The 26,428-nt window shown below is 63.5% G+C and carries 27 protein-coding genes; 24 read left to right on the top strand and 3 right to left on the bottom strand.

Annotation, left to right across the window (positions count from 1 at the left end; all coding sequences use genetic code 11):
* Positions 1–50: 50 nt before the first annotated feature.
* Together HGI30_RS17980 and HGI30_RS17975 are read left to right on the top strand one after the other, a co-directional pair.
* Positions 51–827, top strand: a complete 777-nt coding sequence (locus HGI30_RS17980; RefSeq protein ID WP_168908818.1) for an ABC transporter ATP-binding protein — start codon at positions 51–53, stop codon at positions 825–827.
* Positions 802–2,754 carry an ABC transporter permease gene (locus HGI30_RS17975; protein ID WP_168908817.1) on the top strand — a complete coding sequence of 651 codons (1,953 nt, stop codon included), beginning with the start codon at positions 802–804 and terminating at the stop codon, positions 2,752–2,754. The genes HGI30_RS17980 and HGI30_RS17975 overlap by 26 nt, the downstream gene beginning before the upstream one ends.
* A gap of 122 nt (positions 2,755–2,876) precedes the next feature.
* On the opposite strand, the gene HGI30_RS17970 is transcribed toward HGI30_RS17975, so the two are convergent.
* Positions 2,877–3,389, bottom strand: a complete 513-nt coding sequence (locus HGI30_RS17970; RefSeq protein WP_168908816.1) for a hypothetical protein — start codon at positions 3,387–3,389, stop codon at positions 2,877–2,879.
* A 452-nt stretch (positions 3,390–3,841) separates the two neighbouring features.
* On the opposite strand from HGI30_RS17970, the gene HGI30_RS17965 reads away from it, so the two are divergent.
* Both HGI30_RS17965 and sda read left to right on the top strand, forming a co-directional pair.
* Positions 3,842–4,492 carry a YheC/YheD family protein gene (locus HGI30_RS17965; RefSeq protein ID WP_168909952.1) on the top strand — a complete coding sequence of 217 codons (651 nt, stop codon included), beginning with the start codon at positions 3,842–3,844 and terminating at the stop codon, positions 4,490–4,492.
* A 231-nt stretch (positions 4,493–4,723) separates the two neighbouring features.
* Positions 4,724–4,867, top strand: a complete 144-nt coding sequence (gene sda / locus HGI30_RS17960) for a sporulation histidine kinase inhibitor Sda (protein WP_168908815.1) — start codon at positions 4,724–4,726, stop codon at positions 4,865–4,867.
* 408 nt (positions 4,868–5,275) lie between these two features.
* Here sda and HGI30_RS17955 read toward each other — a convergent pair whose 3' ends face one another.
* Positions 5,276–6,271, bottom strand: coding sequence for an NAD(P)/FAD-dependent oxidoreductase (locus tag HGI30_RS17955; RefSeq protein WP_168908814.1), 996 nt, complete (start codon positions 6,269–6,271; stop codon positions 5,276–5,278).
* A 207-nt stretch (positions 6,272–6,478) separates the two neighbouring features.
* Between HGI30_RS17955 and HGI30_RS17950 the strand changes: the two genes are divergently transcribed.
* The 11 genes from HGI30_RS17950 (at position 6,479) to HGI30_RS17900 (ending at position 17,072) form a co-directional block, all read left to right on the top strand.
* The gene (locus HGI30_RS17950; RefSeq protein ID WP_168908813.1) at positions 6,479–7,672 is read left to right on the top strand and encodes an NAD(P)/FAD-dependent oxidoreductase; all 1,194 of its coding nucleotides are present in this window, start codon (positions 6,479–6,481) and stop codon (positions 7,670–7,672) included.
* A complete protein-coding gene (locus HGI30_RS17945) occupies positions 7,672–7,938 on the top strand; it encodes a hypothetical protein (protein ID WP_168908812.1) in 267 nt (88 codons plus the stop codon). Before HGI30_RS17950 ends, HGI30_RS17945 begins: the two co-directional genes overlap by 1 nt.
* 369 nt (positions 7,939–8,307) lie before the next feature.
* Positions 8,308–8,808 (top strand): discoidin domain-containing protein, encoded by a 501-nt coding sequence (locus HGI30_RS17940; RefSeq protein ID WP_168908811.1) that lies wholly within the window; start codon positions 8,308–8,310, stop codon positions 8,806–8,808.
* A 246-nt stretch (positions 8,809–9,054) separates the two neighbouring features.
* Positions 9,055–10,497: an ABC transporter substrate-binding protein gene (locus HGI30_RS17935; protein WP_235680173.1), complete on the top strand. Its 1,443-nt coding sequence runs from the start codon at positions 9,055–9,057 to the stop codon at positions 10,495–10,497.
* Between the two features lie 95 nt (positions 10,498–10,592).
* Entirely contained in the window at positions 10,593–11,522 is a 930-nt protein-coding gene (locus HGI30_RS17930; protein WP_168908810.1) for a carbohydrate ABC transporter permease, read from the top strand.
* A complete protein-coding gene (locus tag HGI30_RS17925; RefSeq protein ID WP_168908809.1) occupies positions 11,519–12,394 on the top strand; it encodes a carbohydrate ABC transporter permease in 876 nt (291 codons plus the stop codon). The genes HGI30_RS17930 and HGI30_RS17925 overlap by 4 nt, the downstream gene beginning before the upstream one ends.
* A 166-nt stretch (positions 12,395–12,560) precedes the next feature.
* The gene (locus HGI30_RS17920; protein ID WP_168908808.1) at positions 12,561–13,646 is read left to right on the top strand and encodes a hypothetical protein; all 1,086 of its coding nucleotides are present in this window, start codon (positions 12,561–12,563) and stop codon (positions 13,644–13,646) included.
* Between the two features lie 40 nt (positions 13,647–13,686).
* Positions 13,687–14,661, top strand: coding sequence for a GHMP family kinase ATP-binding protein (locus HGI30_RS17915; RefSeq protein WP_168908807.1), 975 nt, complete (start codon positions 13,687–13,689; stop codon positions 14,659–14,661).
* Positions 14,649–15,239 (top strand): D-glycero-alpha-D-manno-heptose-1,7-bisphosphate 7-phosphatase, encoded by a 591-nt coding sequence (locus HGI30_RS17910; RefSeq protein ID WP_168908806.1) that lies wholly within the window; start codon positions 14,649–14,651, stop codon positions 15,237–15,239. The genes HGI30_RS17915 and HGI30_RS17910 overlap by 13 nt, the downstream gene beginning before the upstream one ends.
* 1 nt (position 15,240) lies before the next feature.
* Complete coding sequence (locus tag HGI30_RS17905; RefSeq protein WP_168908805.1) at positions 15,241–15,849, top strand: D-sedoheptulose-7-phosphate isomerase; 609 nt, start codon at positions 15,241–15,243, stop codon at positions 15,847–15,849.
* Positions 15,846–17,072, top strand: coding sequence for a glycosyltransferase (locus HGI30_RS17900; protein ID WP_168908804.1), 1,227 nt, complete (start codon positions 15,846–15,848; stop codon positions 17,070–17,072). Before HGI30_RS17905 ends, HGI30_RS17900 begins: the two co-directional genes overlap by 4 nt.
* Positions 17,073–17,102: 30 nt before the next feature.
* Here HGI30_RS17900 and HGI30_RS17895 read toward each other — a convergent pair whose 3' ends face one another.
* Positions 17,103–18,299, bottom strand: a complete 1,197-nt coding sequence (locus HGI30_RS17895) for a macrolide family glycosyltransferase (RefSeq protein WP_168908803.1) — start codon at positions 18,297–18,299, stop codon at positions 17,103–17,105.
* Positions 18,300–18,398: 99 nt separating this feature from the next.
* On the opposite strand from HGI30_RS17895, the gene HGI30_RS17890 reads away from it, so the two are divergent.
* From HGI30_RS17890 to HGI30_RS17850, 9 genes are read left to right on the top strand one after another with little or no spacing between them, the layout of a single operon-like run.
* Complete coding sequence (locus HGI30_RS17890; RefSeq protein WP_168908802.1) at positions 18,399–19,652, top strand: AMP-binding protein; 1,254 nt, start codon at positions 18,399–18,401, stop codon at positions 19,650–19,652.
* Between the two features lie 3 nt (positions 19,653–19,655).
* Positions 19,656–19,919, top strand: a complete 264-nt coding sequence (locus HGI30_RS17885) for a phosphopantetheine-binding protein (RefSeq protein ID WP_168908801.1) — start codon at positions 19,656–19,658, stop codon at positions 19,917–19,919.
* A 1-nt stretch (position 19,920) separates the two neighbouring features.
* On the top strand, positions 19,921–20,949 hold the full coding sequence (locus HGI30_RS17880) for a Gfo/Idh/MocA family protein (protein ID WP_168908800.1): 1,029 nt from the start codon (positions 19,921–19,923) through the stop codon (positions 20,947–20,949).
* Positions 20,918–22,054 (top strand): DegT/DnrJ/EryC1/StrS family aminotransferase, encoded by a 1,137-nt coding sequence (locus HGI30_RS17875; protein WP_168908799.1) that lies wholly within the window; start codon positions 20,918–20,920, stop codon positions 22,052–22,054. The genes HGI30_RS17880 and HGI30_RS17875 overlap by 32 nt, the downstream gene beginning before the upstream one ends.
* 1 nt (position 22,055) lies before the next feature.
* Entirely contained in the window at positions 22,056–22,325 is a 270-nt protein-coding gene (locus HGI30_RS17870) for an acyl carrier protein (RefSeq protein WP_168908798.1), read from the top strand.
* Complete coding sequence (locus tag HGI30_RS17865) at positions 22,322–23,287, top strand: DUF6005 family protein (RefSeq protein ID WP_168908797.1); 966 nt, start codon at positions 22,322–22,324, stop codon at positions 23,285–23,287. The genes HGI30_RS17870 and HGI30_RS17865 overlap by 4 nt, the downstream gene beginning before the upstream one ends.
* Complete coding sequence (locus HGI30_RS17860; RefSeq protein ID WP_168908796.1) at positions 23,284–25,068, top strand: ABC transporter ATP-binding protein; 1,785 nt, start codon at positions 23,284–23,286, stop codon at positions 25,066–25,068. The genes HGI30_RS17865 and HGI30_RS17860 overlap by 4 nt, the downstream gene beginning before the upstream one ends.
* Positions 25,069–26,145 carry a hypothetical protein gene (locus HGI30_RS17855; RefSeq protein ID WP_168908795.1) on the top strand — a complete coding sequence of 359 codons (1,077 nt, stop codon included), beginning with the start codon at positions 25,069–25,071 and terminating at the stop codon, positions 26,143–26,145.
* Positions 26,126–26,419 carry an acyl carrier protein gene (locus HGI30_RS17850; RefSeq protein ID WP_168908794.1) on the top strand — a complete coding sequence of 98 codons (294 nt, stop codon included), beginning with the start codon at positions 26,126–26,128 and terminating at the stop codon, positions 26,417–26,419. The genes HGI30_RS17855 and HGI30_RS17850 overlap by 20 nt, the downstream gene beginning before the upstream one ends.
* The last annotated feature ends 9 nt before the right edge of the window (positions 26,420–26,428 follow it).

The raw sequence follows: 26,428 nt of genomic DNA, 5'->3' as shown, positions 1-26,428 counted from the left end.
GCCGGAGGGTATACTGAACCCATCCAAGGCAAAACGGGAGGCATCGATTCATGAACGTATTGGAAGTAAAGGCGCTCGGAAAAATCTACAGCACCAAAGGAGAGGTCAGCTACAAGGCGCTCGACGGCATCGACCTGGCCGTGCAGCCGGGCGAGTTCGTCGGCGTCATGGGGCCGTCGGGCAGCGGCAAGACGACGCTGCTCAACCTGCTGGCGACGATCGACAAGCCGACCTCGGGCAGCATCAGCGTGCGCGGCATCGATCCGTCGGGCCTGAGCGACCGCAAGCTGGCGCTGTTCCGCCGGCGCGAGCTCGGCTTCGTGTTCCAGGACTTCAACCTGCTGGACACGCTGAACCTCAAGGAGAACATCGCGTTGCCGCTCGTGCTGGAGGGCAAGCCGCCGGCGCAGATCGAGCGGGCGCTGCAGCCGGTGGCGTCGCTGCTCGGCATCGCGGCGATCCTCGAGAAGCGACCGTACGAGGTGTCCGGCGGGCAGAAGCAGCGCGCCGCGATCGCGCGGGCGATCATCCACGAGCCGTCGCTGCTGCTGGCCGACGAGCTGACGGGCAACCTCGATTCCAAGGCGGCCAAGGACGTGATGGAGTCGCTCAAGGATCTGAACGAGCGGCTGGGCGCGACGGTGCTGATGGTGACGCATGATCCGTTCAGCGCGAGCTACTGCAAGCGAATCCTGTTCATCAAGGACGGGCGGTTCTTCTCGGAGATCCGCCGGGGAGACAACCGCCAGGCGTTTTTCCAGCAGATTCTGGATTCGCTGAGCGTGCTGGGAGGGAATTTCGATGACGTTCCGTTCGCTCGCGCTTAACAACATCCGCGGCAACTGGCGCTCGTATGCGGCGTTTTTCCTGAGCAGCGTCTTCTCGGTCCTCATCTTTTATCTGTATGCCTCGTTCCTGCTGCACCCAGATGTCGTGAACGGCAAGATCGCGCAGGCGCAGCGGGTGGAGAAAATGATGGAGATCTGCCTCTACCTCATCATCATCTTCTCGTTCTTCTTCGTCCTCTACTCCAGCTCGGCGTTCGTCAAGACGCGCAAGAAGGAGTTCGGCCTGCTGACGCTGTTCGGCACGACGCGCGGCCAGCTGCGCAAGATGGTCGTCTACGAAAGCCTGGCCGTCGCGGCGTTGTCGATCGCGGCCGGCCTCGGCCTCGGCATCCTGCTGAGCAAGCTGTTCATCCTGGCGCTCGGCGTGCTGATCGGCACCGACGTGCCGATCCGCTTCCTCGTGCCGGGCCAGGCGGTGCTGCTGACGGCCGGCGGCTTCCTGCTGGTGTTCTTCGTCATCTCGCTGCTGAGTGCGATGCGCGTCGGACGGACGGAGATCATCGACCTGCTGGGCGAGGGACGTCGCCCGAAGCGGCCGCCGGCCTTCTCGCCGTTGCTGTCGGCTGTCGCCGCCGTCTCGCTCGCCGCCGGCTACGGCATGGCGGCGCTGGCTACGGCCCAGACGTTCATCGTGCTGGCGCTGCCGATCATCGGCTTGACGGTGCTCGGCACCTACTTCCTGTACACGCAGCTGAGCGTCGCGGTCATCCGGCTGCTGCAGCGCCGCAAAAGCTTCTACTATAAAGGAACGAACCTGCTGGCGATCTCGCAGCTGGCGTTCCGCATCAAGGACAACGCCCGCATCCTGTTCGTCGTGACGGTGCTGGGCGCGATCGTCATGAGCGCGGCCAGCACGGTGTACGTGTTCCAAAAGGTGCAGCGCGACCAGATTCTGGAGTTTACGCCGTATACGGTCGGCTATGTGGAACAGGGGGAGGGCCACTCGGTCATGGACCCCGCCAAGGCCGAGGCGCTGCTGGAGCAGGAGGGCGGGGCCGTGAAGGAGCGCGTCGAGGTGAAGGGGCTGCTCGCAGCCGGCCTCAACGGCGAGGGGACGCGCTGGACCGCCGAAAGCCCGGGCGAGGCGATGATCGTCTCGCTGCGGGACTACAACCGCGAGGCGAAACGGATGGGGCTGCCTGAGCGGAGCTTCGCGGAAGACGCGGCCGGCACGGGCTTCCTCGTCCAGCCTTATCGGGACATGGAGGCCGAGGAGCGCGGCGAAAGCGAGCTGCAGGGACGGATCGGCGACGCGCCGCTGCGGCTCAAGCTGGAGGAAACCGCGTACGGCACCGTCATGAGTCCGGTCGCGCAGGCGAATTGGCTGCTCGTCGTGCCCGACGGGCAGCTGGAGCAGTGGATGGCCGCAGCGCCGGCATCCGCCGCGCTGACGTTCCGCGGCTTCGAGCTGGCGGACTGGGAGCAGCGCCTGGATGACGTGAAGCGCTTCTCCGATGCGCTCACGCCGGCCGGCAAGGAGCAGGCGCAAACCTATCGCGTCTCGGAGTACGTCCAGATGAGGCAGGCGATCGGCCTCACCGTATTCATCGGCCTGTTCATCAGCGCGCTGTTCTTCATCGCTTCGGGAAGCCTGCTCTACTTCAAGCTGTTCACCGAGCTGCAGGAGGACCGCAGCCAGTTCCGCGCCTTGAACCGGATCGGCCTCACCGCCGGCGAGCTGCGCCGCACGGTCGGCGTTCAGGTCGGCCTGCTCTACCTCGTGCCGTGCCTCGTCGGCATCGTGCACAGCCTGTTCGCGATGCAGCCGCTCGGGATGCTGCTCCGGCAGCCGGTATGGATGTACGGCCTGGTCGTCATGGGCGTCTACATCCTGATGCAGGCGGCCTACTGCCTGATTTCCTGGATCACGTACACGCGCAGCATCGTTCGCGAGTCGCGTTCCTGAGCCGCCGGCACGCCGGCAGCATGCGAGGACGAAGCTTGATGGCCAAAAAGCTCCATTCGGAACCCGGTTCCGAATGGAGCTTCTTGTCGTGCCGATCCGCTTGCGCGAAGCCGAAGCCTCGTTCAGACTCCGCTCGTCTTGCGCGAGAGCAGCAGGAACGAGCCGCCGAGGATGAGCGCGAGAGCGGCGTACGGATAATAGCTGTCCAGGCCGGAGGTCAGCGCGCTGATCGAGAAGACGGCCCCGAACAAGAGGCTGAGCACGAGCAGGATGTTGATCGGGATGAGCAGCCAGCGGTTGCGGCTGCCGAACCAGTAAAATTCCCACAAGCCGAAGGCGACGGCCAAAATGAAGCCGGGCCAGATCGAGCCCCAGTTGTCGAGCAGCATGGCGAACTGGCAGACGAGCCCGGCTCCGAGCAGGATGCCCCCCGGGATGAGCAGTCCAGCCGCTTTGCGCTGCATCAGGGAGAAGTACATCCAGTGGAAGAAGATGCCGAGCGGAATGACGAACAGGCTCGGCCAGAAATGGCCGAAAATCTGAGCGGGGCCGATTCGGCTGCCCTGCTGGAGCATCAAATACGCGCCGAGCAGGACGAGGGCGGCGCCGAGCACCGCTTTGCCTTGACGATTCATGGGAGGGTCCACAACCTTTCGGGATCGGGTTCTTTGCCTCTACTGTATCAGCGTTGGCCGCCTCTGTCCTCCATCTCGAGACGGAGAGACGGCGGATCGCTGGGCCGATGTCCCTGCGGTACGGATGCCCGTATGCCTCCGGCCGCAAACAGGGCGGTTCGGCCGCGGACAATCATCCAAGAGAACGCACGCCCGAAAGCATAGACTAGAGTAGAAGAAGAAAGGAGAGCAAGAGAATGACCGAAGAGATTCGAATGGAAGCCGCGCCCGCTCCGGAAGCCGCCGCATCTGCGGCTGTTGCCGAGCCGGCAGCCGCAGCCGCAGTCGCAGCGGAGCCGTCGCCGACTCTAGCGCCCGCCGAGGGCGGCGAGGAAGCTGCCGCCGAGGAGCTCGCGTACGTCCAGAAGGTGCTGGCCAAGCCGTTTCCGAAGGGGAGCGCGGGAACCGGTCGGATGCTCGCCAGCAAGTGGGCGAAGACGGCCGCGCTGCTTGCCCATCCTTCGATCGCGCCGCATATTCCTCCGACCCGCCTCTATTCCGAGACGAACCTGAAAAGCATGCTGGACCAGCATGGGATGGTCGTCATCAAGCCCGTGCGCGGCACCGGAGGCCACGGCGTCATCAAAATCAGCCGCGTGGACGGCGGATACAGCTATGCTTCGGGCTCCAGCACGAAGCGGGCGGCATCGATCGGCGCGCTTCATCTGGCATTGAAACCGCTGCAGAAAGGACGCTCCTACTTGATCCAGAAAGGCATCCATCTGGCAACGGTCGGCGGCCGTCCGATCGATTATCGCGTCAAATACGTCAAAAACGGGGCACGCTGGGAAATCCGCTCGATGGTGGGCCGCGTCGCCCGCTCCGGACTGTTCGTCACCAATCTGTGCCGGGGAGGCAGCCAGCTGACGGCGGCGCAAGGCATCGGCCGCTCGCTGCCCGGAGCGAGCATCCGCGGCAAGAAGCAGGAGATGAGGCGGCTGACGCGGCTGTCGGCGTCGGTGCTGGAATCGAGGTTCCCCGGCATCGGGCAGCTCGGCTTCGACTACGGTCTGGACCGCAGCGGGAAGATTTGGATTTTCGAGGTCAACACGCGGCCGAAGTAATCAAGGAAGAAATATCCATAAAACTTATTTATCGCTATTCCCACTTAATCACTTGTGTATAACTCTATCCACATCCTCCCCCTGGTTTTTCCTCGGAAATCCCGTCGTACCCACATTTTATACACATCTTGTCCACTCCGAACTGTGGATATTCGAACGCTTGTTCCTCGATTTCCGCTCATGCTAAGATTGGGAAGCACATCCAATCCGCACGAAAAGGAGGCTGGTAAGATGGAGCTGTTGTCTGACGAATTGCTGATCGAAACCTACTTCAGCGCGGTTCAATTCAATCTGGACATGGAATTCATCAAGCTGCTCGCATGCGAGATCAAGCGCAGACAACTGAACCCGGAGATGATTCGACTAGGAGCCTGAAGCCCGAACGTGACGCCTGACAAAGAGGCCGCTACGGTGCAGCCGTAGGGCCAGCCGGAACCGCTTTACCCGAGCGTAAGCGGGACGCCGGCATCGCTGCTGCGCGAACAGACGGTACAATACAGCCTGTGCATGCAAACCGGTACCACCTGCCGCTCTTCTTCGGGAGCGAGCATCGCCACGGCCGCAGCCGGCCCGTAAGGAGCGTACGGACCCGCCAGATCCTGTTCGGGGCCGCAGTCGACCAGCGGCTCCAGGCAGCGAGGGCAGTCCGCATCGAGCAGTCGAATGCCATTGCATACGGGACACATCATGAAAAGGGCATCCTCCCTCGGCATTGAAGTCGAGGAGTAGGATGCCCTTTGACTGTTGGCGCTAGTCGGAAAGCTGCGGCGAAGAGGCCTGCCGCTACAGCTTGAGGTTGCTGCTGTGCCCGGGAGACAGCTTGGCGGTCGGATCGAGGTAGACCTTGGCGTTGTTGACGGCCGTAGGCGCCTCGCCGAAGCCGACGGCGATCAGCTTGAGCTTGCCGGGATAGGTCGTGATGTCTCCTGCGGCGAAGATGCCGGGGATGGATGTCTCCATGCGGGTGTCGACGACGATGCTGCCGCCTTCGATGGCGAGTCCCCAGTCGGCGATCGGGCCGAGCGAGGAGACGAAGCCGAAGTTGACGATGACGTCGTCCACATGGAGCGTCTGCTCCTCGCCGGTCTTGGCATGGGCAAGCGTGACCTTCTCTACGTACACCTCGCCCTCGAGCCGGACGATCTCCATCGGCACGAGCACGTCGACGGTCGACGCCCGCAGCTTCTCGACGCTGTGCTCGTGGGCCCGGAACTTGTCGCGCCGGTGGATGAGCGTCACGCTCTGCGCGATCGGCTCCAGCATGAGCGCCCAGTCGACCGCTGAGTCGCCGCCGCCGCTGATGAGCACGTTGCGGCCCTTGAACTGCAGCAGGTCGCGGACGAAATAGTGGAGGCCCCGGCCTTCGTACGAGGCCGCCTCGGGCAGCTCCAGCCGGCGCGGCTCGAAGGCGCCTACGCCTCCTGTGATGATGACCGCTCGGGCGAGGTGCGTGCCCTTGTCGGTCTGGATCTCGAACTCCCGCTCGGCGCGCTTGACGAGGCCGGTCACTTTTTCCTCCAGGCAGACCTCCGGGTCGAAATGATCCATCTGCCGGCGCAGCGAGTCGACCAGCTCCTGGGCCGTCACCTTGGGGAAGCCGGCGACGTCATAAATGTACTTCTCGGGATAGAGGGCCGCCAGCTGGCCGCCCAGCTGCGGCATGCTCTCGATCAGCTTCACCGAAGCCTGCCTCATGCCGCCGTAAAAGGCGGCGAACATGCCGGCGGGACCTCCGCCGATGACGGCGATGTCGACCGGCTCCATCTTCACGTCTGTCATTGCCTCGCACCTCCAGATCGCGTTCCTTCCCTTTCATTATACGTCCCGGAAGCTCGCGTAGAAAGCGCCCTGCCGAGCGCGGGCGTTTTGTACGTTCTTCTAATTAATTTCGTAGGAATTCACCTTGAAGTGGCTCTCGCGGATTTGTTATCATGGCTTGAGTATAGATAAAAAGGGATTAGAGATGGATGGGAAGGGAAGCACCATATGAGCAATATACCGAAGATCGTCATCTTGGGAGCCGGCTATGGCGGCATTCTGACCGCCCTCAAGCTGCAGAAGCAGCTCAACTACAACGAAGCCGACGTCACTCTCGTGAACAAGCATGATTACCACTATATCACGACCCATTTGCATATGCCTGCCGCCGGCACGGACAATCCGGAGAACGCTCGCGTCAATATCTCCAAGCTGATCGACGAGTTCAAGATCGACTTCGTCAAGTCCACTGTCGTGCAGATCCGCACGCAGGACAAGAAAGTCATCCTCGAGGACGGCACGCTGTCCTACGACTACCTCGTCATCGGCCTCGGCGGCGAGCCGGAGACGTTCGGCATCCCGGGCCTGGCGGAGCACGCGATGAGCATCCGCAGCATCAACTCGGTGCGCCTGATCCGCGAGCATGTCGAGTACCAGTTCGCCCGCTACAAGCGCGAGCCTCATCGCACGGACTACCTGACGTTCGTCGTCGGGGGAGCGGGCTTCACCGGCATCGAGTTCGTCGGCGAGCTGGCCGACCGCATCCCGCAGCTGTGCCGCGCCTTCGACGTCGACCGCTCGCTCGTCAAGCTGTACAACATCGAGGCGGCGCCGAGCGCGCTGCCGGGCTTCGATCCGGAGCTCGTGCAGTACGGCATGGACGTGCTCACCAAGAAAGGCGTCATCTTCCGCATCGGCACCGCGATCAAGGAGTGCTCGCCGGACGGCGTCATTGTCGGAGACGGCGAGGAGATCCGCTCCAAGACCGTCATCTGGACGGGCGGCATCCGCGGCAGCCGCCTCATCGAGGAGGCCGGCTTCGAGACGATGCGCGGCCGCGTCAAGGTCGACGACTACCTGCGCGCGCCGAGCCACGAGAACATCTACATCATCGGGGACAACTCCCTGATGTTCAACGAAGAAGGCCGTCCGTACCCGCCGACCGCCCAGATCGCGATGCAGCAGGGCGTCACCTGCGCCCATAATCTGGTCGCGGCGATCCGCAGCCAGCCGCTCAAGACGTTCGCCTTCAGCAACAAGGGCACGGTCGCCTCGCTCGGCAAGGGCGAGGGCATCGGCGTCGCCTTCGGCAAGAAATACATGGGCCGCAAGGCCGCTTGGCTCAAGAAGATGATCGACCTGCGCTACCTGTTCATCATCGGCGGCATCCCGCTCGTGCTGCGCAAAGGAAAGTTCTTCTAATGCGGCACTGCAGCGTCCAGGTGCGCGGCCTGCTGACCCGCGAGGAGCTCGACCGCTACAACGCGCTGATGGAGGTCGGCTCCTACCTGGAGTCGCAGAACCGCCACGATCTGGCGTACGCGGTCCAGCAGGAGGTCGACCGGCTCATCCTGCCCGGCATTGAGCGGCTCAAGGAAAAGGGCCGCCAGCGCGACCGCGACACGGAGGCGTATCTGAACGCCAAGCGCGAGGCGGCCGAGCTGGACGAAGACGAGGACGAGGATTAGGACTGCCGCTGGAGCGGTCCGCAGGTCCATAAGCATAAGGAGAAGGACGGCGAAGCTTTTCGCCGTCCTTTTTTGCCGTTCCGTTCCGCTTACCAGGGACGGCATTCCCTGTCAGCATGTGAAAAACTACAATAAGAATAGACATTCTTTGCCAGGCCTATCCATGCTATGGTGGATTCACCCTCTCCCATGCGGCACATCGCATCTCTGCGGCTGACAGGCTCGCCAAGCAGGCGGCATCGGGAGAGACCGGGAGGTGGTCCGAAGCGGGCTGGTCCTGCCTGCGCATCCGGCGGCAGCGGTGCCGGCTCCAAAGCTGAACGCTCGCTTTTCGTCTTTCATTCGACCCGTTCAAGGAGGCAAGATAGGGTGAAGAAGTTTCGGTATCCAAAAAAGAGATTGTCTATCGCGCTGCTGGCGGTGCTGCTGACGGCCTCGTCGTTCTCGTTCCAGCCCGGCAGCGCGTCCGCATCGTGGAACAAGGCGCTGGGCCGCTACGCATGGGCCAGCAGCGGATCAAGTCCGGCCAACGGGGTGGATGGCGTGCCAAACACCTTCTGGCAGCCAAGCGGCGGCGGGCAAGGGTGGCTTACAGTCGATCTCGGCAGCTCGCAATCGGTCCAGCAGATCGTCTTGAAGTCGCCGGCTTACGGCCACTGGGTGGAGGCGGTGTCGGTCCTGACCAGCGACTCGGCGGACGACGGCAGCTTTGCCGCTCAAACGTCGGGCACTTACGCCTTCTATTCCGCCAATTCGTATACGGTCACCATCCAACTTCCGAATGCCGTCAACGCGCGCTACGTTCGCGTGAACGTAGCGCCGGTCAGCACGGCGACGACGATCGGGGAGCTCGAAGTCTACGGGCCTTGAGTTATCCGAACGGAATCGCGATTTTCCCCATCCTCCTCAGGCAGCCGGCCCCGCGCCGGCTGCCTTTGCCGTTTTGTCGCAGGATGCGGCCGGTGCGACCCGCTTGAAGACGGCTGCCTGCGCTCGAATCCTGGCGCAAGAGCGTAATTTTACACCTCAGGCCCGTTAGATCGCACCTCGAAGAGAGGGAGGTCCTATCCTACAATAAAAGGGCAAGCAAATATAGGAAATGCGAGGGGTTAGACCATGAATAAAGGGAAAAGCAAACGGATGCTGGCCTACGGCGGCATGGCCATGTTCGTCCTGCTGGCCGGATGCGGCGGCAATGCGAACACAGAAAATACGAGCACGAATGCGGGCGCGCCAGCCGACAATGCGAACGGAAGCGTCGAAGCATCGGCGCCGCCCGCCGAAAAGGTGAGCATCGTCGCCTACGCATACCCGCCGGACAAAACCGCGGAGAACGCGGCGCTGGACGCCCGGATCAAACGGTTCATGGAGAAGAACCCGAACGTCTCCATTACGCCTAAATACTGGAAATATGAAAACTCGGAAATCGCGATTAAGATGGCGTCGAACAGCGCGCAGACCGAATTCACGACGTGGGCGACGGAAGGCAAGCTGCTGACCGACAAGAAATGGATCGCCGATCTGTCCGATTATATGGCGACCTGGCCGTACGCGAAGGACTTGAACGCATTCGCCACCAAGCCTTTCGTCATCGAAGGCAAGACGTACGGCATTCCGATCGATGCCTACGGCATGACGATTACCGTCAACAAGAAAATCTTCGAAGAAAAAGGCGTGCCGCTGCCGCCGATGGATTGGACGATGGAGGAGTTCATCGAGGCGGCAAAAGCCGTGAACGACCCGGCCAAAGGCATCGCAGGCTTCATCCCGATGGGCAAAGGCACGGAGGCCGGCTGGAACTGGACGAACTTCCTCTACACGGCGGGCGGCGATATCCAGACGGTGGCGGACGGCAAGGTGACGGCGGCGTTCAACAGCGAAGCCGGCCTGAAAGCGCTCCAGTTCTACAACGACCTGAAGGTCGCCAATGTCATTCCGAAGCAATGGGCGCTCGGCTACGGCGACGCGCTGGCGATGTTCAACCAAGGGCGCGGCGCGATGGTCATGTGCGGCAGCGGCAACGCGCTGGACGGCGCGATCAATCAAGGCGGCATCAGCAAGGATGACGTCCTGATCTATCCGATTCCGTCCGTGTCCAAGGGCGGCAAGCATATCGGCGTAGCCGGCGGCAACTACAAAGTCATCAACGGCCTTGCCGACAAAGGGCAGCAGAAGGCGGCGTTCGATTTCGTAGTCGACGAATACTTCACGCAAGAATATCTGGATGCGATCGATCAGCAGATCGTCGATCAAAAATCCAAAAATCAAGTCTACGTCCCGCAGCTCATCAACTACTGGAACGATGACTCCGAGTACGGCAAGAAGTATCAGGAAGTGCTCGACAAGCATGACAACGTCTACAAATACTCCCCTGAACTGATCCAGCTGATGGAATCGAAGCCGGAAGCGACATACGAGACGCAGGCCTACTATGCCGAGATGGCGAACGTCATCCAGAAAGTGCTCATCAGCAAAGGCGACCTGGACCTGCAGAAGCTGCTGGACGATGCGGCGGCCAAGGTGCAGAAGGAAAACTTCGATAAAGTCAAGGTTCAATAATACCGGTACAAAAGGGGGCCGAACGGACAAAGCCGGGCGTCCCCCTTTTGAATTGCCCGGACGGGCGAATGCGCGGGAGAGGAAGGAGAAAGGGTATGACAACGCAAGTTCAACCGCAGGCGCCAGCGAAAGCGGATGCGCCCCTTGCCCATGCAAGCCTGAGCAGGCGATTGAAGAAATACGGGTGGGGAAGTCTGTTTCTGCTGCCGGCGGTGCTCGTTTTCTTGCTGTTCCTGTGGGTTCCGATCGCCAAAGGGATCGGCTACAGCTTCTATCAGGTCGATTTCGTCAGCGGCAACACCTTTGTCGGCTGGCAGAATTACAAAGACGTGCTCGGAAACCCGGACTTCTATACGGCCATCAAAAACACGCTGTACTACATGGGATTGGCGCTCGTCATCGGCTTCTGGGTGCCGATCGCGATGGCGATCGGGGTGTCGGAGCTGAAGTGGTTCCGGGGACCGGCGCGCATCATCGGGTATTTGCCCAGCATCATCCCGGCGATCGTGCTCTACGGCATGTGGCAATGGTTCTACGATCCGATCGGCCCGATCAATACGTTCCTGAACTTCCTGGGCCTGCCGAGCTTTGACTTCTACAGCAAAGAGAACGCCATGTTCTCGCTCGTCATCCTGGAAACCTGGCAGAATTTCGGAAGCGCGACCTTGATCTATATCGCCGGACTTTCCGCCATTCCGAAGGACATGTACGAGGCGGCGGAGCTGGACGGCGCAGGCGTCTGGGCACGGATCCGGTACGTGACCCTGCCGGGCATCAAAAACCTCATCCTGCTGCTGCTCGTGCTGCAGCTGATTTCCACTTCGCAAGCGTTCCAATCCCAGCTCATCATGTTCGGCGGAGGCCCGGACAACGGCACGCTGACGTACTTGCTGCTGACGACGCGGGAGGCGTTCACCTTCTTCAACTTCGGCAAGGCGAGCGCGATGGGCGTCTTGATGTTCGTGTTCCTGGTCGCCTTCTCGCTGCTCACGATCAAGCTCAGAAAAGGAGATGATGCCGCATGAAGGCCGAGCAGGATCGGGCCATTATGTCCCGCTATGATTTTCGCAAGCCGGCCGTCCGGGTCATCTACGGCTTCGTGGTGCTGGCGATCGCGCTCATCTCGATGTCGATGCTGTATCCGTTCGTCAATACGGTGCTCAACTCGCTCAAGTCGACGCAGGAGTTCTTCGAATTCCCCGCGCCGTTCTTCCCGAGCGAGTGGCACTGGAGCAATTACAAGGAATCGTTCGGATACCTGGACATCCTGCTTCATTTCAAGAACACCTTGCTCATCTTCGTGGGCAACACCGTCTTCTCGCTGGTCGTCCTCGGCTTGGCCGCCTACGGCTTGGCCCACATGCGGGTGCCGTTCAAAAAAGCGGTGACGCTGTACTTCATGTGCACCCTGCTCATCCCGGCCGCTTCCTATCTGATCCCGAACTTCTTGAACCTGAAGGATCTCGGCCTCTTGAACCAGTACTGGGCGTTCTGGCTGCCGGCAGGCGCCAATGCCTTCTATCTCATGCTGCTCAAAAACTTCTTCGACGGCATCCATAAGGAGATGCTGGAGGCGGCCCGCATCGACGGCGCTTCCGAGCTGCGGAGCTTCGCGATGATCGCGGTTCCGCTGTCCATTCCGATCCTCATTACGATCACGATGCTCGGGTTCTCCACGACCTGGAACGATTTCTACTGGTCCAGCCTCGTCATGCAGGAGGACATGCAGCCGCTCGCCGCGGCGATCTATACGAAAATCATCTATGCCGGCTCCACCATCAACTGGAACGTGCGGTTCGCGATCCTGTCGATGACGCTGCTGCCGCCGGCCGTGCTGTTCCTGTTTTTCCAGAAGTACATCGTCGGCGGACTGAGCGCCGGCGCCGTCAAGGGGTGAGACCGACCGTTGCGACGGGATGCGCGGAACAAGACGTTCAGCGGCTCTCGTCCGCAGCCGGGAGGCCGGACAAGCGCCGGATTCTTGCCGGACTTTGTTTTTTGAATATTCTGAACTTTAATTCGAGACGCTGCGAGCTTCCGAGCGGCGCGTCAGGAGGAGGATCATGGCCGAACGTCTGCTGCCCATCCGCTACCCCTTTGTGACGACCTATCCCCAACCGACCAACTTGATGGCCATGCTGTCGATGCATGAGGAATTCTATCCTTGGTTCTACAGCAACCATATCCAGCTGAAGTGCAGCCGCAAGCCGTATGCGCTGGATCTGCTGATCTATCCGGACAATGTCCAGCGGGTCTGTCCCGTCGTGGACTACGAGCAGCTGAGCCGAGCTACGCTTGGCCGATGGTTCCCTTCCTTCCTTTCCTTCGTCCAAAGCTGCATCGACGACGGACGGTATGTCCAAGCGACGGTGAACAGCTACTACATCCAGGCCTACCCCTACTATTATCGACGCTACCACCGCTTCCACGAGATTTTTCTTTTTGGCTATGATTCGGTCCGAGAGGTCGTCCACGCCGCCGACTTCTTCGAGGGGGGGAAATACGAGTTCCGGGAAATTCCCTACGCCGAGCTTGAGCAGGCCTACATCAGCGTGGACGAGCGCAACGACGGCCGGATCGACTACGAGCATGCGGCCAGCACCGACCTCAACAATCATTTGAGCGGGATCGAGATGCTCCGCTTTGGCGCGCGCTCCGTCTTTCATGCCAAGCGGCCCTACCTGCTGGATATCGGCCACATCGCGCGTCTGATGGAGGATTATCTGCTCGCCAGAAACACCTCCGCCGCCTACGCCGCCTTTGAAAACGCGTCGCGGGACCATTTCGGCATGGACATCTATGCGATGCTGATCCGGCATGTCGAGCTCGTGCAGAGCCAAAGCGACGTGGCCTGCGACGTGCGCTCGTTCCACCTGCTGGCCGAGCACAAGCGGATCATGTGCTTGCGCGTGCAGTATTTGGGCGACAGCGGCGCTTATCCGAACGCTGCGCTCCATCTGGATCGGCTGAAAGAGATCGAGGAGCAGTCGTTGAAGCTGCGCAACGTCGCCATGAAGTACCGCATCTCCGGGAATAACCGGGTGCTGGAGCATGCGGCGGCCGCGCTGAGGATGATGGCGGACCGCGAGAGAGAAGCGTGGAGACCCATTCAGCTCGAGCTTGCCGAATGGGCGGCCGCATCGGTATAGACCGGCGGCGTCGATCAAGAAAGGAGCGGATCGCGGACCTATGCTAATCAGCAAAACGCCGCTGCGCATCAGCTTTGCCGGGGGCGGGACGGATATTCGCGCTTTTTATGGCGTTCACGGCGGAGCGGTCATCAGCGCTGCGATCGACAAGTACGTGTATGTCGCGCTCCATAAGCGGTTCGACGGCCGCATCCGGATCGCTGCGGACGCGGTCGAAGAGGTCGAGCGCGTCGGCGACATCCGCCACGATCTCGTCCGGGCCGTGCTGGAGGCGACCGGCATCCGCGGCGGCGTCGACATCGCCATTTTCTCGGATATCCCGTCGGCCGGCACTGGCCTCGGCTCGTCGAGCGCCTTGACGGTCGGGCTGCTGAACGCCTGCCATCGCTATCAGGGACGAGCCGTCAGCCAGCGCCGGCTGGCCGAGCAAGCGTGCGAGATCGAGATCGACGTGCTGCAGGCTCCGATCGGCAAGCAGGATCAATACGCCGCCGCGTTGGGCGGATTGCGGCATTATGCGTTTCACCGGGACGGGGCGGTCGACGAGGAGCCGATCCGCATGGCCGCCGAACGGCTGGAGGGCTTGCAGCGCAGCCTCCTTCTCTTCTACACGGGCATCACCCGGTCGGCGTCGGCGATACTGCGCAGGCAGACGGACGACGCCGCGAGAAACATGGAGTACTGGATGCGGATCAAGGCTCAGTGCGAGACGATGAGGCGGGCGTTGGAGGACGGCACGGGCGGCGAGACGCTCGGCGCGATCCTGCATGAGGGCTGGGAATGGAAGAAGCGGCTGGCCGACGGAATCACGACGCCGGCCATCGACGAGTGGTACGGACAAGCGCTCCGAAACGGAGCGACGGGAGGCAAGATCGCCGGGGCTGGGGGAGGCGGGTTCCTGCTGCTGCACGCCGAGGAGCGGCATCATGCCGCCTTGCGGGAGAAGATCGGGCTTCCGGCGCTGGACGTCCGGTTCGATCGGCTCGGAACGCGCGCCGCCGCATGCCTGGATTGAGCGCCGGCCGCCGTGGGGCCGTGTTCCTGGATCGGGACGGCGTCCTCAACGAGAACGTTCCAGGCGGCTACGTCACCGGCTGGCATGCGTTCCGGTGGCTGCCCGGAGCGATCGACGCGATCGCGCTGCTCAACCGGCTGGAGCGCAAGGCGATTCTCGTCACGAATCAGGCCTGCATCGGCAAAGGGATCGCGAGCCGGTCGGCCATCGACGGCATCCATGACCGGATGAGGCGGGAGCTGGCGAGCCGGCAAGCGGTCGTAGACGGCATCTATGTGTGCCCGCATCGGCCGGAAACCGGCTGCGCGTGCCGGAAGCCTCGGCCCGGCATGCTGCTGCGAGCCGCCGAGGAGCACGAGATCGACCTGTCGGCCAGCTTTTTCATCGGCGATGCCCTGTCGGACATGCTGGCGGCCAAGGCTGCCGGAGCGTCCGGAATTCTCGTTCTGAGCGGCCGAGGCCACGCTCAGGAAGCGGAGACGAGGCGGCTGCAAGCGGCCGACCGCTATTGCGAGGGGGTGATGGAAGCCGTCGAATCGCTTGCGCAGACCAGTTGGTTTTCGAGAAGGAGGAATTGAATTGAGCTACTTTATCGAGTCCTATTTTCATGCGGTGTCCAGCTCGCTTGACTCTGTAAATGCGGAACGGGTTCACCGGCTTGCGGGCGCGATCGTGGGCGTCTGGAAGCAGCGCGGCACGATCTACATCATGGGCAACGGCGGGAGCGCCTCGACGGCATCCCATTTTGCCTGCGACCTGAGCAAGCTGACGATCGCGGGCGGTCGCCCCCGGGTCAAAGCGGTCTCCCTGACCGACAACGCGGCCATCCTGACGGCTTGGGCGAACGATTCGCATTATGAAGACATCTTCATCCATCAGCTCATCCCGTTCCTGGAGCCTCGGGACATGGTCATCGCCATCTCGGCGAGCGGAAATTCAGGCAATGTGGTGAAAGCGCTCGGCTATGCCGCCGAGGCAGGCGCCGCGACCGCCTCTCTGAGCGGGTTCCAAGGCGGCGCGGTCAGCCGGATGACGGACTACCCCATCATCACGTTCAGCGACAGCATGCAGGTTATCGAAGACAGCCATTCGTTGCTCTGCCACGGCATGGCGCTGGAGGTATGCCAGCTGATGGAACGCGTGGAGGAGGATCGCCGCCTGGCGGTCGGCAAGGGAGGGATCGCATGAGGATCGCGCTGATTCAAGCGCTCGGTTACTTCATCTCGTACAGCGGCGCCTGCAAGGCGAACCGCAACCTGATGGAGGGCCTCGCGCGCATCGGGCATGAATGCCTCGTCCTCACCGCCACGCCGAACGACAACGGGCTGAGCGACGAAGCGTTGTTCGCGGACAAGCTTGCCCGCGGAGAAGTGGAGCGCGTCCGCTCCGACGAGGCCTGCGACGTCTATCGGTCGGCTGGGGTCGAGATCCATGCGCTCCGGGATGCAGGCGCGCTGCGCGAATTCGTGCGCGAGCGGATGGAAGCGTTCCGGCCGGAGTGGGTGCTGGTGACCGAGGATCGCGTGCCGGCCGTCCTGGAGAGCGCCTTGCTCGCCGCTCCCGGCCAAGTGGTCGAGATCGCGCACAGCCAAGTGGCGCTCCCCTTCGGCCCGGAATGCTACGCGCAGAATCCCGGCCATTTGGAGCTGCTGAGGCAGACGGCCGGGATCATCGCCACCAGCGCTTACGTCCAGGCGTACTTGCGCCGATGGAGCGATCTCGAGTCGACCGCCGTCCCGTTCCCGGTGCACGGATGGGGGCCGTTCCAGGACTACCGCAACTTTGACGGCGGGTACGTGACGATGATTAACCCGTCGGGCATCAAAGGCTTGCCGATCTTCCTCGACCTGGCGAGGCGGTTCCCGGAGCTGCCCTTCGCGGCCGTTCCGACCTGGGCGACGACGAGCAGCGACCTCGAGGCGTTGAGGTCGCTGCCGAACATGACCCTGCTGCCGCGAGCCGACGACATCGACGACATCATGAAGACGACCAAGGTGCTGATCGTGCCTTCTTTGTGGGGAGAAGCCTTCGGGGCGGTCATCGTCGATGCGATGCTCCGGGGCATCCCCGTCATCGCCAGCGATGTCGGCGGCACGTCCGAGGCGAAGCTCGGAGTCGACTACCTCATTCCGGTCCATCCGATCGAAGCCTACGAGACCCGGGTGGATGAACGGCTGATTCCCGTTCCGGTCCTTCCAGAGCAGGACATGCGTCCCTGGATTGCCGCCCTGGCGAAGCTGACGGGAGACCGCGAGCAGTATGAGCGGATCGCGGAGCAGTCCAAGCAGGCGGCTCGCGCGTTCCAGGCGCAGATCCGGCCGGAGCGCTTCGTCCGCTGCTTGACGGCACTGCGGCGGGATGCGGCGCAAGGTACGCAAACGCTGACGCAGCAGGAAGAAGCGCGGCTTTAAGCGCCGCGCCTCTTTCTCCACCAGCCATCCTTACCGCAAGCGATGCTGCTCTTTGAACGCCCGGACATGGGCCATCGCCGTCCGGTGGCCGCCGGCGGCGCGCAGGCTTTCTCCGATCGCGGCGCTGTTCCTCCGGTATCCGTCCGCGGCCAGCAGCCGGTCGGCCGCCTCGCGCAGCCGGGCGCTCGTCAGCGTCTCCCGATCCAGGCGGAGGCCCGCGCTGAGCGCTTGAACCCGGTCGCCGTTGATCGGCTGATCGGCCGCCATCGGGATGACGAGCAGCGGCACGCCGTGGACCAGCGCTTCGTTCACGCTGTTCATGCCCCCGTGGGTGATGAACAGGTCCGCATGCCGCAAAATCTCCAGCTGCGGCATCCGGGCGGCTACGGTGAAGTTGCCGGGGATGCCGCGCAGCTCGCCGAGGTCGACGCGCGAGCCGGCGGCCAGGAGCACGTCGGCGTCCAGCGACGCGAGCGCCTCGAACAGCAGCATGTACAGCTCGGCGACGTCGTTGAACATCGTGCCCATGGAGATGTACACCAGCCTGCGGCCGGAGCGGCCGACGCCGGGCGGCAGCTCCCCTTGAATGCCGCGCCGCTGGGCCAAGCTCGCGCCGACGAATTTGTACGAGCTGCCCAGCCGCTCGTGGTCCGGCTGGAAGAGGGCGGACGTAAACACCAGGTTCAGCATCCCCTCGTTGAAGAACACGCGATCGATCTCCAGCTTGCGTCTGATCCCGTGGTCGGCCCGGATGCGGGCGGCCAGGGCGGCGTACTGCTTGACGAGCTGCAGGTTGTCCTTCATCGGAGCGGCGCTGCCGGCACTCCCGCTCAGCCGTTCGGCTCGGATCAACGACGTGCACGTCGCGATATGAGGGAGGCCCAGCAGGTCCGCGACGACGAGGCCGCAGCCGTACATGGAATCGTGTACGAGATAGTCGAACGAGTGATCGGCCGCGGCCTGCCGCACGCAGGGCAGGATGACGTCGTACGCGCCGAGGATCTTGATGACGAGCGAGAGGAAATGCCTCGTCTCGAACGGGTCCTCCCGGCTCAGGAAGTCCTCGTAGGCGATGAAGGTGACGCCGGGCCGCTCGACGAGGCGGCGGAACGGCTCGCTGCACAGGTAGACGACTTGTTCTCCTGCGGCGACGAGCTCCTCGACGAGGCCGAGCGTCGGATGGACGTGGCCGCTGGCGGGACCGTTGATGAACAGGACTTTTGCCATGCGCGACCTCCTTTTATGAAAATGAAATGTAGAAATAATACAAATATACCTATATTTATAAATTATAGCATAATGGATTACGTTGTGGAGAGGTGATTCATGCTTACCGTCCATCAGGAACGATTCGATGAGCATGCGTTCCATGCCCGGCATGCCGAGATGGAACGGCTTGAAGCGTATCGCCATCCCGAAGGGAAGCGATATGCGGTATGCGTCGGCCATGCGTTCGATCTGGTCGCGATCGTGCTGTACATGCGCGAGCGGGGAGGATCGGTGCTGCTGATGCATGAGTCGACGCCGCTATCGTCGGCTGTCGATGCGGCCCGCAAGGCGGACTGCTCCTGCCTGGTCCACGGCGGATGGGAGGATACGCTGAAGCTCGGGGGAGCTGCGGCCCATCGGCCGTCCATCCTTCAGTACAGCTCCGGCACCTCGCGTCAGCCCGCTCTCATCGAGCGCGGCTGGGAGCAGGTCGAGACGGAGATCGAGCATTACAATCGGCTATTTCGCAGGGAGGCGCGTCTCGATCCGGTCCTGCTCGTGCCGGTATCCCATTCGTACGGCCTGATCGCCGGCACGCTCGCTTCCATGGCGCGCGGGGAGGAGCCGGCCATCGTTCCGCAGCGCAATCCGAAGGCCGCCTTGCAGGCGATCCGGAGCCGGGCGCGTCCCCTGGTGTATGCCGTGCCGTTTCTGTTCGGCATCCTCGATGCGATGGCGAGCGAGGAGGACCGCTTCCATCGGATGGTCATCTCGGGGTCGCCGCCCTCCGACCCGCTGCTGGAGCGGATGAAGGCACGCGCGGACGAAGTGTGGCAGCAGTACGGCTGCACGGAGGCCGGCTGCATCTCCGTGGCGCGCGATCCCGCATGCGCCTCGGACGTCGGCCATCCGCTCGCGCATGTCGAGGTTACGCTCGCTCCAGAGGAGCCGGGCGAGCCGTCGGCCAGCCAAGGGGAAATCGTGGCCGCGATCGGCGGCATTCACATCCGCACGCGGGATCTCGGCGCCATGAATCCGCAGGACGGCCGGCTGCATGTGCTGGGCCGTCTGGACGATTTGATCAACGTATCGGGGCTGAAGGTGATTCCCTCGGAGGTGGAGTCGGTCCTCCTGCGCATGCCGGGCATCAAGGAATCCCTCGTCCTGCGGACCGCGCATCGCGTATCCGGCGATGCCGTCCGGGCGATGGTCGTCGCAGAGCCCGCGATCGAGGCGGGAGACGTGCGGGAGTGGTGCATCCGCCATCTCCCGGCCTACAAGGTGCCGAGCGTCATCGACATGACGGACGGGATTCCCCGTACGCCGGCGGGCAAGATCAGCCGGACTTCTATCGCGGAAAAGGAGAGATGAGAAATGGACGACCGCAAGTGGATTCTGAACGAGCTTCGCACGTTGATTACGGAGAACCTGGAGCTGGAGGCGCCCGAGGCGCTGGACGAGTCGATGCGCCTGTACGACGATCTGCAGATCGATTCGATCATGGTGCTGCAACTGATGGTGTACATCGAAGAGGTTTTCCAGGTGAGCCTGCCGGACGAAGGCGTCGATCCGGAGCATTTCCTCACGATCGGCTCGCTGGCGGAGCTGATCGAGTCGTTCCGGCGGACGGCGGTGTAGCATGGCCGATCCGATCCGATTGGGCATCGCGGGATTCGGCAGAATCGTCGAGCTGACGCATCTGCCGCTCTTGAAGCGGCTGGGAGAGTTCGAAGTCGCCGGCGTCTACGATATTACCCCGCAGCGGCGGGCGCTCGCCGCGAAGCGGGGGTTCGAGGTGTACGACCAGGCGGAGGCGCTGCTGGACGCCAAGATCGATGCGGTGCTTGTCGCCACGCCTCCGAGCAGCCATGCGGAGCTTGCGGAGCTGGCGCTTCGGGGCGGCAAGCATGTGCTCATCGAGAAGCCGGTCGCGGTGAGCGCGCAAGAGGCGACGCGCATCCGCGACATCGCAAGGCAGGAAGAGCGGGTCGTGACCGTCTTCCACAACCGCCGCTTCGACGCCGACTTCTTGCTCGTCAAGCGGCTGCTGGACGAGGGCGTCCTCGGCTCGCCGCTCTTCGTCGAGAGGCGCCACCATGCGTTCGGCAGCGGCGCTTCCTTCGGCGTGAAGTCGTTCTATCCGCAGTGGCGGGACGAGCGGCGGTACGGCGGAGGCGCCTTGCTGGACTGGGGCGTCCACCTGGCCGATCAGCTGCTGCGGCTCGGACTGGGGAAGCGCGGCTCCGTCCGCGCGACGATGCGCAGCCTGTGGCCGCGAGAGGAGGAGGTGGACGACTTCGTCCAAGCTGACATGGCGACGGACCGGAACGTCCTTTTGTCGATGAACCTGAATTTCGCGTCCGCGCTTCCGTCGCCGATGTGGGTCGCGGGCGGCGACAAGGCGACGCTGCAAGTGGCCTCTCCCGGCGAGGCTTATGTGTACGAGCCGGGCAAGCCGCCACGGCAAATCGACATGGGCAAGGAGGAGCGGCAGGGGCCGGAGCGCATCTATGCCTCGTTCGCCGACGCCGTGCGGCATGGCGGCGCCTTGGCGGTCACGCTCGACGAGGCGATCGAGACGATGACGCTGCTCGACGACATCCGCGCTTGCGCGCAGCAAACGAAGGAGCGGGAAGATGGGAATCTTATTTTCGGCACCGCAGGCTGAGTACGACATCATCCGGGAGCAATGGCTGGCGGACGTGGCGCAGATCGGCCGGCAGGGCGTCTTCGTCGGGGGCGCCCGGGTCTCGAAGTTCGAATCCGCCTGGGCGTCCTACCTCGATGCAGGCGCGGCGATCGGCGTCGGCAACGGCACGGATGCGCTGTTCCTCGCCTTGAAGGCGCTCGGCATCGGTCCGGGGGACGAGGTCATCACGGCGGCCAACACGTTCGTGGCGACGGCGAGCGCCATCCATCATACCGGAGCAACGCCCGTTCTCGTCGACTGCAGCGACGGGTACTTGATGGATCTGGCCGACGTGCGCGCCGCCGTCACGGCCCGCACGCGAGCGGTCATCCCCGTCCACTTGTACGGCCAATTGATCGACCTGGCCGAGTGGAAGGCGTGGTCGGAGGAGAGGGGAATCGCGCTCGTCGAGGATTGCGCGCAGGCGGCGGGCGCTTCGCTTCGGGGGAAGGCCGCCGGCAGCTGGGGCGTCATGGGTTGCTTCAGCTTTTACCCCGACAAGAACCTGGGCGCCCTCGGCGACGGCGGGGCCGTCGTCACCTCCTCGCCCGAGATGGCCGGTCGTCTGCGCAAGCTGCGCAACCATGGCGGCGAGGCGCGCTACCAGCACGAGCTGCCGGGCTTCAACAGCCGGCTGGATCCGATTCAGGCCAGCGCCCTGCACTGCAAGCTCGCTTATCTGGACGAGTGGAACGCCCATCGGCGCAGCGCCGCCGGCTGGTACCGCAGCCATCTGGCCGGCGTATCCGAGCTGACGCTCCCCGGCCCCGTCGAGCCGGACGACTCCAGCCACGTGTTCCATCTCTACGTGGTCCGTGTCGGCGGAGGACGCAGGGATGAGCTGAGGAGGCAGTTGCAGAAGAAGGGCATCCTGACCGCCGTGCAGTACCCGGTTCCGGTCCACCTTCTGCCGGCCTATGCGGGCTTGGGCTATGGTCCGGGCTCCTTTCCGCGAGCGGAGCGGTACGCCGCGGAAATCCTGTCGCTGCCGATGCACGCCGCCTTGCAGGAGCGGGACGTCGCCGCGATCGGAGCCGAGATCCAGTCGTTTTTCGCCGCGTCGCCGGTTCCGGGGAGGTCTTAGGATGAGCGGGAATTCAGTAGAAGACATCAAGCGCTTCTTGAGGAGCAGCGTGGCCGGCTTGGCGAAGGACCGGCCGTCGGCCGGAGGACCGGAGGACGACGAGCCGATCCGGAACGCGGGCATCGACTCCATGCAGCTGATCCACCTGGTCGTGCAGATCGAGACGGCCTACGACATCGCCTTCGAGGACGACGAGATGCTGCTCGAGAACTTCAGGACGATCGCGGTCATCGCGGACAGGATCGTCCAGAAGCTCGGCGTCGCACGGTGACTACGGTGACGAAGCGGGAGCCGATTCATTGCATGCTGGACTGCTACGCCTGGATCATCGAGCGGGCCGGCTTCGACAGCCGTCCGCTGTACAGCGGGGCGTGGGAGGCCAGCTACGACGTCAGCGAGCGCGGCATCGCCTATTTCGGCGAGGAGATCGACCCCAAGCGCTGGCAGGAGAGGATGCGCCGCCTCTATGGCGCCGCGGTCGTGCACTGGTGCGACTACGGGGCCAAGCGGAGCGCGAATTTCGCGAAGCTGCTCGGGCTTCTGGATGATCGCTCCGACGGCGCATTCGTGCTGACCGTCGACCTGTACCACTTTCCCCACGCGCCTCGGTTCGGGTCGAGGCATCTTCCGCATATCGTCGTGTTCGAGGCGCCGGCCGGCGGGGAATGGCGGATCATCGATCCGTACTTCTCGTGGTCGGGCGGCGTCTCGCGCGAGACGCTCCGGGAGGGCTTTCTCTCCGGCGTATGGCTCGATTCGGCCGCCATGCACGAGGCCGCTCCGGAGACGGCGGCAGAGCTGTTCCGCGAGGACATCCGTCCCGGAATCAATCCGCTCCTCGGAGACGTGGAGCGGTTCGTGCGCGAAGCGGTCGAGCGCAGCGGCGGCCATGCGCCGCCGACCCTGTTCGAATCGTTGCAGCAGACCGGCGTCATCGCCAAGCGCTTCGGCGGGTACGCTCGCGTGTTCCGCTACCTTGCCGGCCGCGACGAGGAAGCCTGTGCCGCACTGGCCGCCGACGTGGCGGCGCTCATCCAAGGCTGGGAGAGCTTTCTGCTGACGATCGCGCGCATCGGCCTGCTGAAGCGAGCCGCGGATCTGCCGGCCCTGTCGGAGAAGCTTGCCCGCCTGCATGAACGGGAGGCCTCCATCCGGGAGGAGCTGCTGGGCGCGCTGGCCTCGTGGTCCTCCGCCGCCGGACAAGCCGTCGGGCACGGGGGGAGTTCCGGATGAAGAGCATCCGCATGTACGTCCGCTTGATCCGGCGCATCCGCCCGCGCTGGCGAACGGCCAGCGTCGGCCTTCTCTTGACCTTGACCAGCCTGGTGCTGAATCTGTGCCAGCCTTACCTGGTCTCGCGGTTCATCGACGAGGTGCTCATCGGCCGGAATGCGCGGCTCGTCGTCCCGATTTTGGGAGCCTCGCTCGGCTTGGCGGCCGTCGCCGCCCTGGGCACGGTCATCGGGTTTACCATTTTTCGATTTCTCGAAGCCCGGCACACGCTCGATATGCGGACGACGATTTTGCGCCACATCCGGCGAATTCCGCTGCCCGAGATCGAGAAGCATGGCGCGGGCAAGTATATGGCGCTCTTGGGCATGGATACGACGACGACGGCCCGGTTCATCAACGTCATCATGATCGAGCTGATCTCGCTATGGCTCCAGATGCTGGTCGCGCTGGCGTTCCTGTTCACCATCGACTGGCGTCTGGGCCTGATGGCCGTCGCCGGCATTCCGATCATGATGAGCCTCCCCCGGCTCTACCGGAGGCCGATCCGCGCCGCCGTCGGCGGACTCCGCTCGCACAACGAGCAGATCGGCTCCTCCTTGTACGAGAGCATTCAAGGCTCGCGGGAAATACGCGCGTACGGGTTGGAGGGATGGGAGGAGGAGCGCAATGAAGCCATGTACGAGGGCCTCGTCAAGCTCAGCGTCCGGGAGGGGCTGTTCCGGCAGCTGTCGGGCCAGACCGGGACGCTGGCCGTCGCGCTCGCGACCGTGCTTCTTTACGGATTCGGCAGCGGCCAAGTGCTGTCCGGCGCCTTCTCCGTCGGCTTGCTCGTCGCGGCCGTCCCGTATCTGCAATCCGTCTTGAATCCGATTCAGGGCATGAATTACCTGATCGGCGATCTGATCGGCAGCGAAGTCGCGATGGGGAGGATCGAAGCGTTCCTCTCCACGCCGGCCGAATCCGCCGCGGAGGCCGGAGACGACGTCGGGCTGGAGCCATTCCCCGCACGGCGGCCGCTTGATCTAACCTGCAAGGATCTCGTCGTCGCTTACGAAGGAACGACGATTCTGCGCCAGGTGAGCGTGGACGTGCGGGAAGGTCAGGTCGCGGCGTTCGTCGGGCGGAGCGGGTCGGGCAAGTCGACATTCTTCAAGGCGGTGCAAGGCTTCATGCCGGTTGCGTCCGGCATGCTCCGCATCGGGGAGAGGCCGATCCGCGACTGGCCGCGAAGCGCCCTCTCCCGATCGGTCAGCTTCGTCTCGCAGGAGACGTTCCTGTTCCGCGGCACGCTGTTCGAGAACGTGGCCCTGGGCAAGCGGGACGCTTCGGAGGAGGAGGTATGCCGGGCGCTGCGCGAGGTCGGCCTGCAAGCTTACGTGGATGCGCTCCCCGCAGGCATCCATACGCAGCTGGACAACCAAGGCTTCCAGCTGTCCGGCGGACAGCGGCAGCGCATGGCCATCGCCAGGGCCATCATCAAGCAGCCCGATCTCTTGATTTTGGACGAGCCGACCTCTTCCTTGGACCGCCATACCGAGGAGCAGGTGCTGAGCACGATCCAGCAGGTCATGCGCGGCAAGACGACGCTGATCTCCACCCACCGGATGGAGACGATCCGCGCGGCGGACGTCATCTACGTCATGGAGCAAGGCCGGGTGGTCGACAGCGGCACCCACGACGAGCTCATGGACCGCTGCGCCCTCTACGTCGAGCTGGCGAAGCGCGAGGAGCGGCACGAACGGGACGGACGAACGGGCGGCGAACGATTGGAGGCGATGTGAATGATCGGCAAGCTGGCGGATTTGAAGCCGGAGGACCAGGTTCAGTTGGCTTATATGGAATGCTTGACCTCCTGCGTGCTGACTTATCTGAAGAGCACGGGACGCGATTACCGCAAGGTGCTGTTGAATTACTGGAACCTGAGCTATGAGCGCCGGACGCTGCTGTCGAGCAAGAACGCGGCGTATATCCCGCTGCGGTACTTGTACGGCATCGGCTTGTCGTTCGAGGAAGCTTCCGTGGAGCGGCTGCTGTCGGTCGTGAAGGCGGGCCGATCGGTCATCTGCTTGAGCCAGGCGTCCCTGCTGGAGTACTTTCCGCGCTCGTTTCTGGGCATGGAGTCGAGCGGGTTCCGGCATGCGATTCTCGTGCGGGGATGGGACGCGGAGAAGGGCGTGCTGCTCGTCGCGGACCCCGTCGTCGGCGTCGTCGTCGAGCTGTCCCCCGACCGATTGCGTCAAGCGAGCCTCGTTCGAGCGGACCGCGATGACATTCCTTTCTTCGTGCTGAAGGAGCCGGAGGCTCCCTATTCGGAGCCGGATGTGGCCGACTGCCTGCGAACCGGCGCGGAGCGCAACCTGCATGCGTATCAGGCGCCGGACGACGGGGATCTGGTGCAGCAAGGCGGGGACGGCAAGCCGGACAAATGGGATCGAATCCGCCAGCGGCTGCGGCAGCGGAGCATCGGCGCGCGGGCATGGGACCTGTTCGTCTCGGATGCGCGCGATTCCGTGAACTGGACGCCGGCTCTGCGAGCGCGGTGGGTCAGGCAGAATTCGCTTACGATGCTGTCGATCCGACAGCTTCGGGCCCGGACGTGGACGGTGTACCGGGAGCTCCTGCAGATGGACGAGCAGCAGGCCGAGGAGGGGCGGCTGCGGCTCCAGCCGGTGTCGGACGCCTGGACGGCGTGCAATCTGGCTCTGCTTAAATACGAGCGCGCCGGCGAGCGCGGGGCGGAAATGCTCCCTGCGCTCGTGGAGCGCGCGGGAGCCGTGAAGGAGGCGGAGCTCCGGTTCTTGGAGTGGCTGCACCGGACTGCCGCAGGAGGAGGGACCTATGCCGAGCCCATGGCTTGACCGGATCCGGGACTTGATCCTGCGCAACGAGACGGTGAAAGCAGCGAGGGAGGAGATCGGCCCCGATACCGACCTGATTCACGACTTGGGGCTGGATTCGATCGCGATTGTCCATCTGCTGGCGGATCTCGAAGTCGAATTCGGCATCACGATCGACGTGGAGGAGATCGGGCTGTCGCTCTTGCGGGAGCTCCGGCTGCTGGAAGCCTATGTGACAAGCAAAGTCGCCGCGAGCCCTGGAGTGCCTGCAGGCCCTGCCGGGCGCGGCGGATGATGAGGAGGC

The organism is Paenibacillus albicereus (genome assembly GCF_012676905.1).
Lineage (GTDB): Bacteria > Bacillota > Bacilli > Paenibacillales > Paenibacillaceae > Paenibacillus_O > Paenibacillus_O albicereus.
Note: the sequence above shows the minus strand (reverse complement) of the source record. Positions and strands in the feature narration are given on the sequence as shown.

Bases quoted from the DNA above. Each gene is read 5' to 3' on its own strand.
- HGI30_RS17980 (WP_168908818.1), top strand. From the start codon at position 51: ATGAACGTATTGGAAGTAAAGGCGCTCGGAAAAATCTACAGCACCAAA.
- HGI30_RS17975 (WP_168908817.1), top strand. From the start codon at position 802: ATGACGTTCCGTTCGCTCGCGCTTAACAACATCCGCGGCAACTGGCGC.
- HGI30_RS17970 (WP_168908816.1), bottom strand. From the start codon at position 3,389: ATGAATCGTCAAGGCAAAGCGGTGCTCGGCGCCGCCCTCGTCCTGCTC.
- HGI30_RS17965 (WP_168909952.1), top strand. From the start codon at position 3,842: ATGCTCGCCAGCAAGTGGGCGAAGACGGCCGCGCTGCTTGCCCATCCT.
- sda (WP_168908815.1), top strand. From the start codon at position 4,724: ATGGAGCTGTTGTCTGACGAATTGCTGATCGAAACCTACTTCAGCGCG.
- HGI30_RS17955 (WP_168908814.1), bottom strand. From the start codon at position 6,271: ATGACAGACGTGAAGATGGAGCCGGTCGACATCGCCGTCATCGGCGGA.
- HGI30_RS17950 (WP_168908813.1), top strand. From the start codon at position 6,479: ATGAGCAATATACCGAAGATCGTCATCTTGGGAGCCGGCTATGGCGGC.
- HGI30_RS17945 (WP_168908812.1), top strand. From the start codon at position 7,672: ATGCGGCACTGCAGCGTCCAGGTGCGCGGCCTGCTGACCCGCGAGGAG.
- HGI30_RS17935 (WP_235680173.1), top strand. From the start codon at position 9,055: ATGAATAAAGGGAAAAGCAAACGGATGCTGGCCTACGGCGGCATGGCC.
- HGI30_RS17930 (WP_168908810.1), top strand. From the start codon at position 10,593: ATGACAACGCAAGTTCAACCGCAGGCGCCAGCGAAAGCGGATGCGCCC.
- HGI30_RS17925 (WP_168908809.1), top strand. From the start codon at position 11,519: ATGAAGGCCGAGCAGGATCGGGCCATTATGTCCCGCTATGATTTTCGC.
- HGI30_RS17920 (WP_168908808.1), top strand. From the start codon at position 12,561: ATGGCCGAACGTCTGCTGCCCATCCGCTACCCCTTTGTGACGACCTAT.
- HGI30_RS17915 (WP_168908807.1), top strand. From the start codon at position 13,687: ATGCTAATCAGCAAAACGCCGCTGCGCATCAGCTTTGCCGGGGGCGGG.
- HGI30_RS17910 (WP_168908806.1), top strand. From the start codon at position 14,649: ATGCCTGGATTGAGCGCCGGCCGCCGTGGGGCCGTGTTCCTGGATCGG.
- HGI30_RS17900 (WP_168908804.1), top strand. From the start codon at position 15,846: ATGAGGATCGCGCTGATTCAAGCGCTCGGTTACTTCATCTCGTACAGC.
- HGI30_RS17895 (WP_168908803.1), bottom strand. From the start codon at position 18,299: ATGGCAAAAGTCCTGTTCATCAACGGTCCCGCCAGCGGCCACGTCCAT.
- HGI30_RS17890 (WP_168908802.1), top strand. From the start codon at position 18,399: ATGCTTACCGTCCATCAGGAACGATTCGATGAGCATGCGTTCCATGCC.
- HGI30_RS17885 (WP_168908801.1), top strand. From the start codon at position 19,656: ATGGACGACCGCAAGTGGATTCTGAACGAGCTTCGCACGTTGATTACG.
- HGI30_RS17880 (WP_168908800.1), top strand. From the start codon at position 19,921: ATGGCCGATCCGATCCGATTGGGCATCGCGGGATTCGGCAGAATCGTC.
- HGI30_RS17875 (WP_168908799.1), top strand. From the start codon at position 20,918: ATGGGAATCTTATTTTCGGCACCGCAGGCTGAGTACGACATCATCCGG.
- HGI30_RS17870 (WP_168908798.1), top strand. From the start codon at position 22,056: ATGAGCGGGAATTCAGTAGAAGACATCAAGCGCTTCTTGAGGAGCAGC.
- HGI30_RS17860 (WP_168908796.1), top strand. From the start codon at position 23,284: ATGAAGAGCATCCGCATGTACGTCCGCTTGATCCGGCGCATCCGCCCG.
- HGI30_RS17855 (WP_168908795.1), top strand. From the start codon at position 25,069: ATGATCGGCAAGCTGGCGGATTTGAAGCCGGAGGACCAGGTTCAGTTG.
- HGI30_RS17850 (WP_168908794.1), top strand. From the start codon at position 26,126: ATGCCGAGCCCATGGCTTGACCGGATCCGGGACTTGATCCTGCGCAAC.